This window comes from Maribacter cobaltidurans (assembly GCF_002269385.1).
Lineage (GTDB): Bacteria > Bacteroidota > Bacteroidia > Flavobacteriales > Flavobacteriaceae > Maribacter > Maribacter cobaltidurans.
In genome coordinates this window covers 1,491,096-1,507,440 of the sequence record NZ_CP022957.1, presented here as the reverse complement: position 1 = coordinate 1,507,440, position 16,345 = coordinate 1,491,096, and the positions used below count along the sequence as shown (strand labels likewise).

General features: G+C 42.4%; 14 protein-coding genes. All 14 read left to right on the top strand.

The window, feature by feature from the left end; translation table 11 throughout:
- Positions 1-16 precede the first annotated feature (16 nt).
- The 14 genes from speB to CJ263_RS06390 all read left to right on the top strand — a co-directional run bounded on the left by speB (position 17) and on the right by CJ263_RS06390 (position 16,085).
- Positions 17-955 carry an agmatinase gene (gene speB, locus CJ263_RS06450; protein ID WP_094996512.1) on the top strand — a complete coding sequence of 313 codons (939 nt, stop codon included), beginning with the start codon at positions 17-19 and terminating at the stop codon, positions 953-955.
- The gene (locus CJ263_RS06445) at positions 942-1,919 is read left to right on the top strand and encodes a deoxyhypusine synthase family protein (protein ID WP_094996511.1); all 978 of its coding nucleotides are present in this window, start codon (positions 942-944) and stop codon (positions 1,917-1,919) included. The genes speB and CJ263_RS06445 overlap by 14 nt, the downstream gene beginning before the upstream one ends.
- A 5-nt stretch (positions 1,920-1,924) precedes the next feature.
- Positions 1,925-2,251, top strand: a complete 327-nt coding sequence (locus CJ263_RS06440; RefSeq protein ID WP_094996510.1) for a hypothetical protein — start codon at positions 1,925-1,927, stop codon at positions 2,249-2,251.
- 215 nt (positions 2,252-2,466) lie between these two features.
- A complete protein-coding gene (locus CJ263_RS06435) occupies positions 2,467-3,993 on the top strand; it encodes a bifunctional GNAT family N-acetyltransferase/carbon-nitrogen hydrolase family protein (RefSeq protein WP_094999139.1) in 1,527 nt (508 codons plus the stop codon).
- Between the two features lie 2 nt (positions 3,994-3,995).
- Positions 3,996-5,363, top strand: a complete 1,368-nt coding sequence (gene rimK / locus CJ263_RS06430) for a 30S ribosomal protein S6--L-glutamate ligase (RefSeq protein WP_094996509.1) — start codon at positions 3,996-3,998, stop codon at positions 5,361-5,363.
- A gap of 54 nt (positions 5,364-5,417) precedes the next feature.
- Positions 5,418-6,773: a TrkH family potassium uptake protein gene (locus CJ263_RS06425; protein ID WP_094996508.1), complete on the top strand. Its 1,356-nt coding sequence runs from the start codon at positions 5,418-5,420 to the stop codon at positions 6,771-6,773.
- A gap of 267 nt (positions 6,774-7,040) precedes the next feature.
- On the top strand, positions 7,041-7,178 hold the full coding sequence (locus tag CJ263_RS20890) for a hypothetical protein (RefSeq protein ID WP_158657096.1): 138 nt from the start codon (positions 7,041-7,043) through the stop codon (positions 7,176-7,178).
- The gene (locus CJ263_RS06420; protein ID WP_094996507.1) at positions 7,178-7,507 is read left to right on the top strand and encodes a zinc ribbon domain-containing protein; all 330 of its coding nucleotides are present in this window, start codon (positions 7,178-7,180) and stop codon (positions 7,505-7,507) included. Before CJ263_RS20890 ends, CJ263_RS06420 begins: the two co-directional genes overlap by 1 nt.
- Positions 7,508-7,636: 129 nt before the next feature.
- Positions 7,637-8,074 (top strand): SRPBCC family protein, encoded by a 438-nt coding sequence (locus CJ263_RS06415; RefSeq protein ID WP_158657095.1) that lies wholly within the window; start codon positions 7,637-7,639, stop codon positions 8,072-8,074.
- 82 nt (positions 8,075-8,156) lie between these two features.
- On the top strand, positions 8,157-8,720 hold the full coding sequence (locus CJ263_RS06410; RefSeq protein WP_094996505.1) for a hypothetical protein: 564 nt from the start codon (positions 8,157-8,159) through the stop codon (positions 8,718-8,720).
- A gap of 371 nt (positions 8,721-9,091) precedes the next feature.
- Entirely contained in the window at positions 9,092-9,262 is a 171-nt protein-coding gene (locus CJ263_RS20885; RefSeq protein WP_158657094.1) for a hypothetical protein, read from the top strand.
- A 155-nt stretch (positions 9,263-9,417) separates the two neighbouring features.
- The gene (locus CJ263_RS06400) at positions 9,418-11,808 is read left to right on the top strand and encodes a glycoside hydrolase family 95 protein (protein WP_094996503.1); all 2,391 of its coding nucleotides are present in this window, start codon (positions 9,418-9,420) and stop codon (positions 11,806-11,808) included.
- 168 nt (positions 11,809-11,976) lie between these two features.
- Complete coding sequence (locus CJ263_RS06395) at positions 11,977-14,184, top strand: S41 family peptidase (protein ID WP_094996502.1); 2,208 nt, start codon at positions 11,977-11,979, stop codon at positions 14,182-14,184.
- Between the two features lie 884 nt (positions 14,185-15,068).
- Positions 15,069-16,085 carry an amidohydrolase family protein gene (locus CJ263_RS06390; protein ID WP_094996501.1) on the top strand — a complete coding sequence of 339 codons (1,017 nt, stop codon included), beginning with the start codon at positions 15,069-15,071 and terminating at the stop codon, positions 16,083-16,085.
- Positions 16,086-16,345 lie beyond the last annotated feature (260 nt).

Here is a 16,345-nt window from a genome sequence, read left to right as displayed (position 1 = left end):
TTCAAACTTTAAAACAATGAGTACATCAAAGAATTATGCAGGTATACCTGACAAATTCGCACAATTGGAAACCGCTAAGGTTATTTTGATTCCGGTCCCTTATGAAGGTACCACGACTTGGGGTAAGGGAACGGTAAACGGACCCAAGGCCTTTTTGGAAGCCTCTGAGAATATGGAGCGCTATGATATAGAGACCGATACCGAGGTGTACGAACAAGGTATTTACTTGGCAGAAGCCGTTGAGGGCCACACCTCGCCGGAAGCCATGGTGAACGAAGTCCACAAAATCACAAAGGACTATATAAAACGAAATAAATTTGTAACCTTGGTAGGAGGGGAGCATTCCATTTCCATTGGTTCCATCCGTGCTTTTAACGAGTGCTTTGACAACCTAACCGTATTGCATATAGATGCCCATGCAGATTTGAGGGAATCTTATGCTGGCACAAAATACAACCATGCCTGTGCCCTACACGAAGCCAGCCAGACCACCAATCTGGTGCAAGTTGGGATACGTTCCATGGATGCCATAGAAAAAACGATTATGGACGAAGAGAAAACATTCTTCGCCCATGAAATGGTAGCCGATGAGTATTGGATGGATAAAGTCATCGAGGCCATGACAGACAATGTCTTCATTACCTTTGATTTGGATGCCTTGGATCCTTCCATTATGCCATCTACGGGTACACCGGAACCTGGCGGGCTTCTTTGGTACGAGACCCTAGAGTTTTTAAAGCAGGTCTTCGAGGAAAAGAATGTAGTTGGGTTCGATTTGGTCGAACTCTGCCCCAATCCATCGGCTAAATCCTCAGATTTTGTTGCCGCAAAGTTGTATTATAAGATGTTGAGTTATAAGTTTATGGGACAGGACGCAGATGAGGAGTATGACAACACTTATGATGTGGACTATAAATCGAACAATAGTTTAAAATTTAATGATGACGAAGAATAAGGGAGCAATCTCCAATTTTATTGAAAAATATTATTTACACTTCAATGCTGCCGCCTTGGTGGATGCCGCCAAAGGGTATGAGGAGCAACTGAATAATGGAGCCAAGATGTTGGTTTCCTTGGCAGGGGCTATGAGTACGGCAGAATTGGGAAAAATTTTCGCGGAGATGATCCGCCAAGACAAGGTGCAGATTATCTCGTGTACCGGGGCCAACCTGGAAGAGGATATCATGAATTTGGTAGCGCACTCGCACTATAAGCGTGTACCCAACTATAGAGATCTTACCCCACAAGAGGAGTGGGATCTGTTGGAAAAAGGATTGAACCGAGTAACGGATACATGTATTCCAGAGGAAGAAGCCTTCCGTAGGCTGCAAAAACATATTTTTAAAATATGGAAGGATGCAGATGATAAGGGAGAGCGTTATCTACCGCATGAGTTTATGTACAAAATGCTACTTTCCGGTGTTTTGGAGGAGTATTATGAAATAGATTTGAAGGACTCGTGGATGTACGCTGCAGCGGAAAAAAACCTGCCCATTATCTGTCCGGGTTGGGAAGACAGTACTATGGGGAACATTTTTGCCTCTTATGTTTTAAAAGGAGAATTGAAGGCCAGTACCATGAAATCGGGAATTGAATACATGACCTTTTTGGCGGATTGGTATACCGATAACTCCGAAAACGGTATCGGGTTCTTCCAGATTGGTGGAGGTATAGCCGGGGATTTCCCTATTTGTGTGGTCCCTATGCTGTATCAGGATATGGAACGTACGGATACGCCATTCTGGAGCTATTTCTGCCAGATCAGTGATAGTACCACCAGTTATGGTTCCTATTCCGGGGCCGTACCCAATGAAAAGATTACCTGGGGAAAACTGGATATAGACACCCCTAAATTTATTATAGAAAGTGATGCGACCATTGTTGCACCTTTAATTTTTGCTTATCTTTTGGACTTATAATTATTATGGACAAGAACGCACATTTAAAAAGAGTCATTGTAGATTTCAAGAAGTTGACCCCCGAGGTACTGAAACTTTTGGTGGAGCGATACCCTGATGGGTATGATGATCGTAATATCATATCCTTTAAAAATGCCCAAGGTGAACGTATCGAGGCCGTTGAGGTTTTAACGGAGGACACCAAATATTTGGTAAAGATTAGTGCCAAGTTGGAGTATACGATGGAAAACTACGATGAAGACGATTACGAGGATTTTGATGATGATGATCCAGATGCAATCATGGAGCCTGATCCCAAGGACATGGTGGATGGGGAAGATGACGTGGATTAACCTTGGGTCGTCTCAAACCGGAAGTACATCAATTACATAGAGAGATTATTGGGTTTGGGTTTTTTGCCTAAACCCATACTTTTTTGTCAAAGGTCGGTTTTGGTGTAAATCGATAAGGGAACATGCCATTAAACCAGACTTTTTTGAGCTGGTTACCGTATAAATATTCGAGCACGGGACACATCAGACCTTCCAAAAAAAAAGAATTTCAAGAGATGAAAGTAGAGGAAATTGAAAATATAGAACTGGAGTACCTTAACCTTTCGGACTATAAGGAGTTAAAGGCCGCCATGGTATCTTCCTATCTGAATATGCACGATGCTTTCTGGACGGAAAAGGAAATCGATAGATTGATCAAGAAGTTTCCCGAAGGTCAGGTAGTCATTAAGATCAATGGAAAACTGGCAGGTTGCGCCCTTTCCATTATTGTGGATTATGCCAAATTCGAGACGAGTCATACCTATAAGAAGGTAACGGGCAACTATACCTTTAATACCCATTCAGACGATGGCAATGTGCTCTACGGTATCGATGTTTTTATTGTCCCTGGCTTTAGGGGCATGCGTCTGGGCAGAAGGTTATATGATTACCGTAAGGAACTATGTGAGAAGCTCAATCTAAGGAGTATCGTCTTTGGGGGTAGGATGCCCAATTTTCATAAGTATGCCAACGAGCTTACCCCAAAGCAGTATATTGAAAAGGTACGCCATAAGGAAATCGAGGACCCCGTATTGAACTTTCAGATCAGTAACGATTTTCACCCCTCCAAGGTCATGAAGGGGTATTTGGAAGGGGATAAGGATTCCAATGATTTCGCCATTCTCATGGAATGGGATAACATTTATTACCAAAAGCCTTCGGAAGCGGTATCCGTAAACAAGACCATCGTCCGTTTAGGATTGATCCAATGGCAGATGCGTCCGTATAAGGATATTGAAGAACTCTTGCAGCAGGCGGAATATTTTATCGATGCCGTATCAGGGTATCGATCGGATTTTGCCCTATTTCCGGAGTTTTTCAATGCGCCCTTAATGGCGGGAAACAACCATATGAGCACTCCGGACGCCATCCGTGAGCTGGCCAAACATACCGAAGTTTTGGTACAGAAATTCTCGGAATTTTCCATCACCTATAACATCAATATTATCACAGGCAGCATGCCGGAAGTCATTGATGGTAGACTGTACAATGTGGGCTATTTATGCCGTAGGGACGGTACCATGGAACGCTATGAAAAATTGCATGTGACCCCGGACGAGGCCAAGGTATGGGGCATGCAGGGCGGCACCAAATTACAGGCCTTTGATACCGACTGTGGTAAAATTGGGGTGTTGATCTGTTACGATGTGGAATTCCCAGAACTTCCACGGCTGTTGGCCAAAGAAGGGGTGGACATTCTTTTTGTACCCTTCCTGACCGATACGCAGAACGGGTATTCCCGTGTGCGAAATTGTGCCCAGGCCAGGGCCATTGAAAACGAATGCTACGTGGCCATTGCAGGTAGTGTAGGGAATTTGCCCAACGTACAGAACATGGACATTCAGTTTGCACAAAGTATGGTGTTCACCCCCTGCGATTTTTCCTTTCCAACCAACGGAATCAAAGCAGAGGCAACGCCCAATACAGAAATGATATTGATTGCGAACGTGGACATTAGTCTGTTGCGGGAATTGAATCAATTTGGTGCGGTACGCAACCTTAGGGACCGCAGAACTGATATTTTTGAACTAAGAAAAAAATAACATTGGAAAATTTAGACATTATAGGAAGTGAAGAGTGGTGTATTTTTAAAGAGCTTGGTGTCCCGGCCATTAAGGCAAGGGTGGATTCCGGGGCAAAGACATCGTCCATTCAAGCGACCAACTTAAAAATATTCAATAAAGGTGCCCAGGAATGGGTGAAGTTTGAGGTGAACCCCTTACAGGAAAACCGAAGTATTGCCATTACCTGTGAGGCCCGTTTAATAGACCGCAGAATGGTGAAGAGCTCCAGCGGAATTTCCGAAGAACGTTTGGTAGTGCGTACGCCTGTTACCTTAGGGGATAACACCTTTGATATTGAACTGACTTTAGCGAATAGGGACACCATGGAGTTCCGGATGCTTCTGGGACGTGAGGCCTTAACAGATCGCTATATTGTGAACCCGGCAATTAACTATCAGGTACAGGATTTTACCGAGGAGGAAATCGGTGAAAAATATAAACCTTATTACAAGGAAAAAACGGGATTGAAAATCGGTTTGTTGGCCAGTAATCCCAATTTGTACAGTAACAAGCGCCTTATGGAAGCGGCCGAGGCCCGTGGGCATGAAATCGTATTTTTAAATGTGGAACAGGCTTACATGAAACTGGATGCCCATTCCCCGGAAATTCGATATCGAGGCGGGAATATTTTAAGGGATTTTGATGCCGTTATTCCACGTATAAAACCGGCCGTCACTTTTTACGGCTGTGCTGTAATCCGTCAATTCAATAATTTAGGGGTGTATTGCCAAAACTCAGCGGAGTCCATTACCCAATCCCGGGATAAATTGTTTGCCTCACAGCTGTTTTCAAAGTATGATATTCATATTCCAATCACGGGTTTTGCCAAGTCGCCCATGGATACCAAGGATCTTATCAAAATGGTGAACGGAGCCCCTCTGATTATTAAATTATTGGAAAGTACCCAAGGAAAAGGTGTGGTCTTGGCCGAAACAAACAAGGCAGCCGAAAGTGTGATCAATGCCTTCAAGAGTGTAAACACCAATATCTTGGTGCAAGAGTTTATCAAAGAGGCCAATGGCCAAGATATCCGTTGCTTTGTCGTCAACGGCAAGGTAGTGGCGAGTATGCAGCGCCAAGCGGAAAAAGGGGAGTTTAGGGCCAATATCCATCAAGGGGGTAAGGCTTCCATGATCAAGATTACCCAAGAGGAAAAGAAATTGGCGTTAAAGGCCTCCAAGGCACTGAATCTGGCCGTTGCCGGTGTGGACATTATCCGTTCCAATAAAGGGCCTTTGTTGTTGGAGGTAAATTCCTCTCCCGGTCTGGAAGGGATTGAAAATGCTACCGGCAAGGACATAGCCAATGAAATGATCAAGGCGATTGAAAGGAAGCTAAAATTTAGTTAGAAAGCACCTTTTTTGAAGCATGCGAACTACTTTTGTGATTCGTAAACTTGCGGAATGAAAAAGAAGAAAAGTCGGATTGAGCAATTCATTCGCTGGTATAAAAAGTTACAGATAAGCAAATCCCCCCAAATGAATTTGGTATGGGGCTTCTTCCTGTATACTCTAGTAGGGTTTGTACTGCTCTCACTCCCTATCTTTCATAAAACCAGTGTCGGCCTGTTAGACAATTTGTTCATTTCCACTTCGGCCATATCTACAACCGGACTCGTAACCGTAAGTTTATACGATTCCTACAATTTTTTTGGACAGCTCATTGTAATGGCCCTTTTTCAAATAGGGGGTATCGGTTATATGACGCTAACAACGTACTACTTGTTATTTACAACGCGTAACATATCGGCTTGGCATAATAAAATATTGGGTGCGGAGTTTACCATGCCTAAAGCTATAAAAATCAAGGACTTCCTAAAGAGTGTGGTGGTTTTTACTGTGGTTATGGAAGTACTGGGGGCCATCTGCTTCTTTATTGCATTCAGACAATCCGGCATGGAAACCCTAAAAGCGATTTGGTTCTCTATTTTTCATAGTGTTTCGGCCTTTTGTACCGCTGGTTTTGGCTTGTTCAATGACAGCTTTGAAGGGTATAGCGACAGTGTGTTTGTCAATACCATTATATCCGTATTGGCCATCGCGGGTTCTTTAGGGTTCATCGTCATCACTGATTTATGGTATCGAATAAGCGGTAGGTCCAAAAAAATCTCCTTTACCACAAAAATCATCACCTATGGCTTCGTGGTGCTTCTGGGGTTGGGAACCCTCCTTGTATATGCATCGGAACCTAGTATTCAAAATTCGGATTCAAAATTGACGGAATCCTTTTTTCAGGCCATGACCGCTATGACAACGGTAGGTTTTAATACCATCCCCACAGGGGGATTGAGCCTTCCCATTTTGTTACTGGTGATATTCTTAATGTACATTGGTGCCTCGCCATCAGGAACAGCGGGCGGTATGAAGATTACGACATTGACGGCCATGATATCCATACTCAAAAGTAGGTTGTTCGGCCAGCGAGAAATTACCTTTTTAAATAGGATCATTCCTTTTGAAAGACTCTATGTGGCTACTTCGACATTTATTCTATACACGAGTATCATTTTTCTGTTCACTTTCCTATTGACTTATACCGAAAGATTCGAATTGCGGCAAATCCTATTTGAAGTAGCATCTTCTTTAGGCACTGTAGGTCTCAGCACGGGTATTACTGGTGAACTTTCTGATCTGGGAAAGGGTTTGGTTATACTGTTAATGTTCATAGGCCGGGTGGGCGTTCTTACTTTTGGCTTCGCCTTGTTGGAACGCAAATCGAAAACATCCCTTGAGATCATAAAGGATGATTTGGCGGTTTGAAACAATTCGCTTTTGTTCTTTGATTAGTCAATGAAATGAGATAGATGAGGAAAGGTTTTTTATGTTCTGATGGGGCCTTTAATTTTTTGCGCACCAGGGATTTAAAACACGTTTATTGTACCTATTTATTTTATACATTTACCCATGATAATACAATACATATGTAGGCTAGGTTTTTGCACTTTTGTGATTTAATGGGTACACCCTGAGGGAGGTTAGAGCCTTTATCAATCAAGCAAAAAATTGTTAACTTAATATGTGTTTATTATGAAATCTTTTCAAAGACCTCAAAACCAATCTTTTTGTGAGTTTAGCAATTATGATCTTGGCCGTTTTTTGGGTATTCCATCACTGCAGGATACCTTGGTGAACGACCATCAATACGGGGTTCTTTCTACCAAATAATGGAGCGTTTTGAATGTAAACAGTGTGGAGCCAAGAATTCCTCGCTGGCCAAGTATTGTTCCGGTTGCGGGTATCGTTTACCGGAATCCATTGCAATAGTGACTGAAATACCAGATTCCAACATCAATAAACCTGAAAAGGGAATTGGTAAAAAGATCGATACCTTGTCATTCAGGGGTACCATGGAGCCCTTTTTAACTAATAATCTCATGACCAGTCCGGACATGAAGGTTTTTAGGGAACATAAAACCACCCTAGGGTATAACTATAAGGATAAAAATGGGGTTTTCGTGCTTAAGCTTCTGGTTTCGTCTCAAGTTTTAGAATAAAGGTAAAAGCAAATGAAATGAAAACTCATTTATGCAGTTTCACTTGTTTCAGTGTTGATTGCGACCTTTTTTATTTACGAGCAGTTTGAATATGACACAAATAGAACAAGAAACAAAAATATTGGTGATATGAATATTCCTATAAACAAAAATGCACCCGTACAATCAAGCTTCAATATTTATATAGATGCGCCAAAAGAAAAAGTATGGGGGCTATTGACGAATATCAATGACTGGCCAAACTGGCAATCTGATATTACACAAGCTATTTTGAACCAAGATTTAGGTGAAGGAGTTGCATTTAAATGGAAGGCAGGAGGCTTATCCTTTAATTCACAAATTCATACTATGATTCCCGAAGAAAAATTGGGATGGACCGGAAATACCATTGGAGCCAAAGCCATACATAACTGGTTCCTGTCAAGTGCAGGAAAAGGAACGGAGGTTTATGTAGAAGAAAGTCTTCAAGGTGTTTTCCCAAACCTTTTTACTGGATATTTCCAAAAGAATTTAGATAAAGGTGTACAAAAGAATTTAATGGAATTAAAACTGGTATCAGAAAAATAGGGCGTAACGCTATTTTAAGTCAAATAAATCTTCAGAGACTGGGGCAAATTTGATTCCACAACAATTAAAACTTAATATAAATATGAAAAAATATCTTTTTATAGTATTTCTAATCCTCATCACAAGTGGTGCTAGTGCACAATTTATAAAGGAAAAATCCGTAAACGCCCTGATTGGATATGGTTTGAGCTATCCCAACAATAGTTTGGGAGACATTTACAACGACGGACTCTACCTACAAGGTGAATTGGTGCTAAAGGCTGCTTCTTGGGTGTCCTTTAGACCCTATGCAGGTTTCATTTTCACCGGAAATCAAGGCAAGGATTTTAATGGGGAACCTACGGATGAAAGTGCCTCCTCCAAGGCCTTGTTGCTGGGAGGAAAGGCACGGTTGCGCGGCCCCATTCCGTGGGTAGCCCCTTATCTGGAACTGGGTGTGGGAACATCCATTGGTAGCTTTAGGACAATGACGTATTTTGATGATTTTGACAAGACTGGCGTAATCTATCACATGCCTCTTTCTTTTGGCCTGGAGTTGGGGAAACACCATAATGTGGACCTAGGGTTTACGTACTACTATCAACCAAATGTGGAACAAATGGTGGGCGCCTTTGCCGTTGGGTTGAACATCCCTTTGCGCTCTTAATAACCATAACCAACTAGTGGAGAGCATTCCTTACAAAGGTACGGAATGCTTTTTTTTGTTTTGGAAGCATATTTTGTTTTTGAAGGATGAGCTTGGACCTGTACAGGGCTAAATAGGGTTGGTAAAAAACCGATACCAAAAATCCGTAATCGACAAAATCAAGCCACCGAAATTATCACGGTGACATTTCTGTTGCCAAAAGGATTATAATCCGATCAAGGGGTTTGTTTTTTTAATACATTCAGTCTTAACAAAATGATTTTTATATAGTTAAGTTTTGTATTAAAGTGATTTTGAGGGTACGTCCCAAGGGTGATTTAGCCATCTAAAATCGAGCTAAAAAAATTAGTAACAAAAAAAAACAGTATCCTATGAAGCCATTTCAAAAACCTTCCCAGCAGAGCGAAAGCACAAACTTGTTTTTTCAAAGACCGGTCAACCGTTCCGCACAGGATTTGGTGCCCAAGGACAATTGCTTTCTTTTTGGTATCCAGCATACCTGGAATACGTTTAAAAGACAGCATACCTACAGTTTCAAGTAAACCGAGTAGCATCCGCTGTGGTGCCATGATGATTTAAAATTTTAAACCTTTGAAAAGCCCTTCATTTTGGAAGGGCTTTTTGTTTTTGGAAGAATTTTTTCTTTTAGTTTTATCTTTAGCCCAATGGTTATGCCCGTATTACTAACAAGAACCTCATGAAGAAATTATTGTGTCTTGGTTTTCTAATCTATTTGCTACCTTCAAAACTTTGCGCACAGGCAGATAAAGTCCTGTGGTATGACGGACCGGCCCAATATTTTGAGGAAACTTTGGTACTGGGCAATGGCACTATGGGTGCGGCCCTATTTGGCGGGATTGACAAAGAAAAAATATACCTGAACGAGGCCACTTTATGGTCGGGAGAACCGGTTGCACCCAATCCCAATCCCAATGCGTACAAAGCCGTTGCGGAAATACGTAAGGCGCTGGCTGAAGAAAATTATCGATTGGCCGATTCCCTGCAAAGTAAACTCCAGGGCCCCTATTCCCAATCCTATATGCCCTTGGGTACCTTGGAAATCGATTTTGGGCATTCCGGGGAATCGACGGAGTATTACCGGGAACTGAATCTTGGCAAGGCCATGGCGAAAACGACCTATACAAACAACGGTATTCATTTTACACGGGAGTATTTTGTTTCCCATCCGGACCAAATTATGACCATTCGGTTGACATCGGACAAAAAACAGGCCATCAATTGTAGTATTGATTTTCAAAGTTTACTCCAGTTTAAGACTGAAATCGAAGGGGATAAATTAATGGTCAATGGATATGCGCCCTACAATGTGGAACCCAACTATATTGACGATGCACCGGAACCGGTTCAATTCGATGAAAATCGGGGGACTCGGTTCACTTCCTTATTCGAGATACAAAGTAGTGACGGGGAGATAACTACTACCGATTCCAAACTGACCCTCTCCAATGCCACCGAAGCCGTAATCTATATTTCCATCGGGACCAGTTTCAATGGTTTTGACAAAAACCCTGTAACGGAAGGTTGGGATAACGAAGCCCTTGCCAAAGAGCGCCTGGAAATAGCCATGGAAAAATCTTATGCCACCTTACAAAAGAACCACTTGACCGATTATCAAGCCTTGTTCAATCGGGTGGAATTGAACCTTGAAGCTTCTGAAAAGGCAGCTTTGCCCACCGATCAACGTTTATTGCAATATACCGATGGAGCAGAGGATAAAAGTTTGGAGGAACTGTATTTTAATTTTGGTCGGTATCTGTTGATTTCATCGTCCCGAACTCCTGGTGTTCCAGCAAATCTGCAGGGAATATGGAATCCGTATATGCGACCTCCCTGGAGCAGCAACTACACCGTAAATATCAATGTGGAGGAAAATTATTGGATGGCGGAAACCGCCAATCTCTCCGAATTGCATCAACCTTTATTAGGATTTATTGGCAACGTGGCGACTACGGGCAGGGAAACGGCAAAAACCTATTATGATACAGAGGGTTGGGTCGTGGGCCACAATTCGGATATTTGGGCCATGAGCAATCCTGTAGGTGAAAACTCGGGCGGTCCCAGTTGGGCCAATTGGAACATGGGCGGGGTTTGGCTGTCCACCCATCTTTGGGAACATTATGCCTTTACCCAGGACAAAGATTATTTGGCCCAGGAAGCCTATCCCTTGATGAAGGGTGCCGTTCAGTTTTGTTTGGATTGGCTGGTAAAGGACAAGCAAGGCAACTACATTACCTCCCCAAGTACCTCTCCCGAAAATATTTTTATCACCCCAGAAGGGTATAAAGGGGCAACCTTGTACGGCGCCACGTCAGATTTGGCCATGATTCGGGAATTGTTCGAGGACTTTATCAAGGCCTCCGAAATTTTGGATCGCGATGGCGAATTCAGGGAAAGGGTAAAGACCGTCCATGATCAACTGTACCCGTATCAAATCGGGAAAAAGGGGAATCTACAGGAGTGGTATTACGATTGGGAAGATGAGGACCCAAAACATCGGCATCAATCGCATCTTTTTGGCCTGTATCCCGGGCACCATATCACGATGGAGGAAACCCCGGAATTGGCCCAGGCAAGCCGCACCACCTTGGAAATAAAAGGAGACGATACCACGGGATGGTCCAAAGGATGGCGAATCAATCTGTGGGCAAGGTTGTGGGATGGCAACCGGGCCTATAAAATGTACCGGGAATTGCTCAACTATGTAGGTCCGGATGACATGAAGGGGTCGCGTAGAGGCGGGGGTACTTATCCCAACCTATTGGACGCCCACCCGCCATTTCAGATAGATGGCAACTTTGGAGGTTCTGCAGCAGTCATTGAAATGTTGATGCAATCCCGGGACGATACAATTTTCCTTTTGCCCGCTCTGCCCGATACTTGGGAATCTGGGTCCATAACAGGTATCAAGGCCAGAGGGGGGTATGAGGTAGCGCTGGAATGGGAAAATACCCAATTAAAAAAAGTGGTGATTACCGCGACGGTAGCCGGAAACCCAACGCTGGTCTACAACGGCAAACAAAAAGAAATTACCCTTACACAAGGACAGACCTTGGAAGTGGATTGGTAGGATTTTGTTTATAATTGCGAACCCCAATCTAAATACAAGTCTTGGCCGTTTGTATTTATTATCAATACGTTAAAGTTCAGCTCTTTATTTGTCCCTACCAATTATTTGTAGGATTTTTAAGGCACTTCCCCCCAAAATTATAATGTATCGCTAATACCATTATTTAGAATGAAGAAATTCCTGTTTTTCCTTTTAGCATCAATAATGATTTCCTGTACCGCCCAAGAAAGCTCAAAATACAATCTGGGCTTCGAAACCCAGAAAGACCCACTGCAATTAGCCGATGGTTGGATTGAATGGGGGAAATATGAAATTTCAATAGATACCTTGGCCCATTCTGGGAACTACGCTGGGAAGATAAACTCCGGTGAATCGGAGGACGGTTTTGGAAGTATAGCCTATGAAATACCCGCTAATTATAAGGGTGAGCGCATCGAGTTGAAGGGTTATATGAAGATTAAAAATGTCTCCGACGGGTTTGCAGGGCTTTTACTGCGGGTAGATGGTAACGGAAGTACTTTGGCTTTCGATAATATGCAAAGACGGCAGATTACCGGTACAAAGGATTGGGAGCAGTATAGTATTACCCTGAATTATCCGGAGGATGCCCAGAGAATATACGTGGCCGGTATTTTGGTAGGAAAGGGAGAAGCTTGGTTCGACGATTTTGTACTTTCTATAGATGGAAAGGATGTGCAGATGCTCAAGGAAGTAGAATATAAACCTAGCAAGGCAGAGCTGGATAAAGAATTTATTGATGCTTCCCGGATTGAACTTACGGAGCCATCACCTAAGCAAATCGAGAGCTTGGAATTGCTAGGTAGGGTTTGGGGTTTTCTTAAATACCACCACCTGGAAATTGCAAAAGGCAATTACAATTGGGATTTTGAACTCTTTCGATTTTTACCTGCCTACATAAAGACGACGGATAAAAATGAAAGCAAGCGGCAATTAGTGGATAGGATAACGTCTTTGGGCAAATTGGAAGACTGTACAAATTGTGAACCCACGAATGAAAGTGCATTTCTAAAGCCAGATTTGGAATGGATATATCAACAGGAAGAAGATTTAAAATCGGCCTTATTGGATGTATATAAAAACCGCTCACAAGGAAAACACTATTACATTACAAAGGCCGCCAATGTAGGTAATCCGGAATTTAAAAATGAGAATTCGTACTATGACATGCCGTATCCGGATGATGGTTATAGGTTATTGTCCCTGTACCGTTATTGGAACATGATCAACTACTTTTTTCCATATAGGCACCTGATGGACGAAAACTGGAACACCAAACTGGCCGAATACATTCCTGTCTTTCTAAATGCTAAAAATGAATTGGAATACGAGCTGGCCGCGCTTCAACTTATTGCGGAGATACAGGACACGCACGCCAATATTTATGGTGATATGGAGCAGTTAGATGCTTGGAAGGGAATCAATTATCCGCCTGTGCATGTGCGTTTTATTGAGAACCAATTGGTAGTGACGGACTATTACAATGAGGAGTTCGCAAACAGGGACGGATTAAAAGTTGGGGATATAATTTCTGAAATCCAAGGAAAGCCCGTTGACGAAATTGTAGCGGAAAAAACAAAATATTATCCCGCTTCCAATGTCCCCACTCGGTTACGGAATCTTTCCGAGGATATATTGCGTTCCAACAACAAGGAATTGGATATAACTTTAATCTCGAAAGATAGGAAACCAAGGACACAAAGCGTGACCTTATATCCCAAGGATAGCCTAGAGATTTTCAGATGGTATAAAAAAAGCGAGGGAAGTTCCTATAAGATCCTGGATGGCAATATCGGTTATGTAAACCTTCAAAACATTAAGGAATCCGATGTTTCCAAAATAAAGGAGGAATTCAAGGGTACCAAGGGAATTATAGTGGATATCAGGAATTACCCTGCAATCTTTGTCCCCTTTAGTCTTGGTCCCTACTTTGTTTCCCAATCCACACCTTTCGTAAAATTTACTCAGGGCAATATTGACCATCCCGGTGAATTCACGTTTACGGATACTTTGGAGATTCCCAATGACGGTGAAGCCTATAAAGGCAAATTGGTAGTGTTGGTCAATGAACTCACCCAAAGTATGGCAGAATATACGACCATGGCCTTAAAGGCAGGGGAAAACATCACGGTTTTGGGCAGTACTACGGCCGGAGCGGACGGTAACGTATCCACCATTCTTCTTCCTGGCGGACTTAGGACCATGATTTCCGGTATTGGGGTCTACTATCCCAATGGGGAAGAGACCCAAAGAGTTGGAATTGTTCCAGATGTTGAAGTAAAACCTACCATTGTGGGCATTAGAAATGGGAAGGACGAGGTTTTGGAAAAGGCGATACAACTAATTTCTGAGGAATAGCAAGATTGCTAAATTGGGGAAAAGACTTAGAATTTTGTCTACGATGATGACCATAATTTGCTCCCAGGTCTTTGAGGGGATTATGGCGAACTCTCCTTTTTGAAATTCCAATGATCCACGTCCTTTTTTGCCATAATTACAACATACTCAATGTGGATGAGGAATCTCTTTTAGCGACGGATGCTTTGTTTCACACGGCATAACCAGTTATTGGGAATCATAGTCTTTCTATGACCCATATCCATTTTTGGACTTTATTGCTCCAATGGAAAAAGTATAGTTTATAAACCCCAACCCTCCCCGTTCCGATCTCTCGAAACACCCCTCCCTAACCAGGGAGGGGGAGCTTTTTTTGGTGTTACAATGGGCGATGTAACACAAATTCGTGTTTAGTCAAAACCGGCCTATGATAGGATAGGTAGTAAATCCGGGAGGACTTGGCGATTGCTGAAGGAAATCGTCCAAAAAGTATTCCGATGTAATCGGAAACGGTCTGGGCGATGTGGCCCAAGGACTGCTTGGATTTCAAGTATCCTAGAATCAGCCTAGCCTTTTTGGATACTTTTTCGGTGATGGAAAAAGTATCGTGACTTAAACTCCGACCCTCCCCGTTTCGCTGAACCGAAACACCCCTCCCTGACCAGGGAGGGGAGCTCTTTTGTTAAGTTCAATGAAGCTCTTGGTTATTTTGTGGAAATTCCCCCCATTCTTGTCCTTCTGACGACGATCATGGCGAGGAGTAAGAATCTGTTTTTACCTTTGCCCTTCAATTACCCAAAATATTATTTGCACCGACCAATTATTTATAGGATTTTTAAGGTACTCCCCCTAAAAAACAATCAATCCAAAGGCATATTTTAACTATATGCTGCCAATTTTATATCATGAGAACATTTAAATTATTAATTGTTTTAAGTATTATATCTGCCTTTAAATCAATGCTAATAAGTCAAGATAAAAAGGGCGATGTTTCCTTGTATAAGGGCCCAATTATCGATATGCATTTACATGCCGAAAACAATAGTACGTTGCCGCCAGAAGAATTGGGTCTATGTATCCCCCTTTCAAATTTGGTTCCTCATTTTGACCCAAAACAGGAGTTTGGTGAAGCTTGGACCGCTGCCTTAAAAAATCCTTCGTGTAAAAATCCAATGTGGTCCTCCACATCTTTTGAAGGATACACCTCAAAAATTCAATCACAATTGGAAACGTATAAAGTTAGGCCCGTGGTAAGTGGTTCAACACCTATATTGGAGGAATGGAAGCAAAAATTCTCCAATACCATGATTCCCAGTTTGGAGTTTCAACTGGAGCGTGATTCAATTCCTTTAGATAGTCTTAGAGGATTGTTTGAAAACAACGGTTTTCAGGTATTGGGGGAAATATCCAATCAATATGCGGGAATACCGCCAAACGATCCAAGAATGGATGCCTATTATGCCCTTGCGGAGGAGATGGAAATACCTGTGGCCATCCATATGGGGACGGGAGCTCCAGGTAGTCCCTATTTATTTAGCCCAAAGTATGTAGCGGCATATTCCAATCCCTTGTTATTGGAAGAGGTTTTAAAAAAGTACCCGAAACTGCGTATCTCCATAATGCATTATGGGGAACCGTTTATAGATGAATTAATTACCATGATGTACCATTACCCTCAGATTTATGTGGATCTGGGAGGAATCCAATGGGCGTATCCCTCGGACTATTTTTACCAGTACCATCTTAAAAAAATCATGGCAGCAGGGTTTGGAAAACGCATTATGTTTGGTTCGGACACGTTTCTTTGGCCAGAATTGCTGGGGAAGTCAATCGATATCATCAATGAAGCGGATTTTTTGACCTTGGAACAGAAAGCGGACATCTTTTATAATAACGCCGCTAGGTTTTTAAGGATAGATTAATGTGTGTGTATTTCAGTCGCAAGTATAGTAACAGAAGAATTCGTTTTAGGCAGCATTAGCAATCACTGTGCGTTGTAGTCGTTTATAGTAACAGAAGAATTCGTTTTAGGCAGCATTAGCAATCACTGTGCGTTGTAGTCGTTATAGGGCCATGCCCATTTATGAACATACGCATACCCGTTTTGTTATTCTGAGTACGCCTTTTTTTATCATTCTGAGGACGGTCGTAGTGTGGAGGAATAATCTGTTCTAGCTTGGTG

What these genes read in the sequence shown, in the direction of transcription:
- CJ263_RS06420 (WP_094996507.1), top strand. Translation starts at nt 7,178, where the DNA reads ATGGAGCGTTTTGAATGTAAACAGTGTGGAGCCAAGAATTCCTCGCTG.
- CJ263_RS06395 (WP_094996502.1), top strand. Translation starts at nt 11,977, where the DNA reads ATGAAGAAATTCCTGTTTTTCCTTTTAGCATCAATAATGATTTCCTGT.
- CJ263_RS20890 (WP_158657096.1), top strand. Translation starts at nt 7,041, where the DNA reads ATGAAATCTTTTCAAAGACCTCAAAACCAATCTTTTTGTGAGTTTAGC.
- CJ263_RS06400 (WP_094996503.1), top strand. Translation starts at nt 9,418, where the DNA reads ATGAAGAAATTATTGTGTCTTGGTTTTCTAATCTATTTGCTACCTTCA.
- CJ263_RS20885 (WP_158657094.1), top strand. Translation starts at nt 9,092, where the DNA reads ATGAAGCCATTTCAAAAACCTTCCCAGCAGAGCGAAAGCACAAACTTG.
- CJ263_RS06410 (WP_094996505.1), top strand. Translation starts at nt 8,157, where the DNA reads ATGAAAAAATATCTTTTTATAGTATTTCTAATCCTCATCACAAGTGGT.
- CJ263_RS06425 (WP_094996508.1), top strand. Translation starts at nt 5,418, where the DNA reads ATGAAAAAGAAGAAAAGTCGGATTGAGCAATTCATTCGCTGGTATAAA.
- CJ263_RS06445 (WP_094996511.1), top strand. Translation starts at nt 942, where the DNA reads ATGACGAAGAATAAGGGAGCAATCTCCAATTTTATTGAAAAATATTAT.
- CJ263_RS06390 (WP_094996501.1), top strand. Translation starts at nt 15,069, where the DNA reads ATGAGAACATTTAAATTATTAATTGTTTTAAGTATTATATCTGCCTTT.
- speB (WP_094996512.1), top strand. Translation starts at nt 17, where the DNA reads ATGAGTACATCAAAGAATTATGCAGGTATACCTGACAAATTCGCACAA.
- CJ263_RS06415 (WP_158657095.1), top strand. Translation starts at nt 7,637, where the DNA reads ATGAATATTCCTATAAACAAAAATGCACCCGTACAATCAAGCTTCAAT.
- CJ263_RS06440 (WP_094996510.1), top strand. Translation starts at nt 1,925, where the DNA reads ATGGACAAGAACGCACATTTAAAAAGAGTCATTGTAGATTTCAAGAAG.
- CJ263_RS06435 (WP_094999139.1), top strand. Translation starts at nt 2,467, where the DNA reads ATGAAAGTAGAGGAAATTGAAAATATAGAACTGGAGTACCTTAACCTT.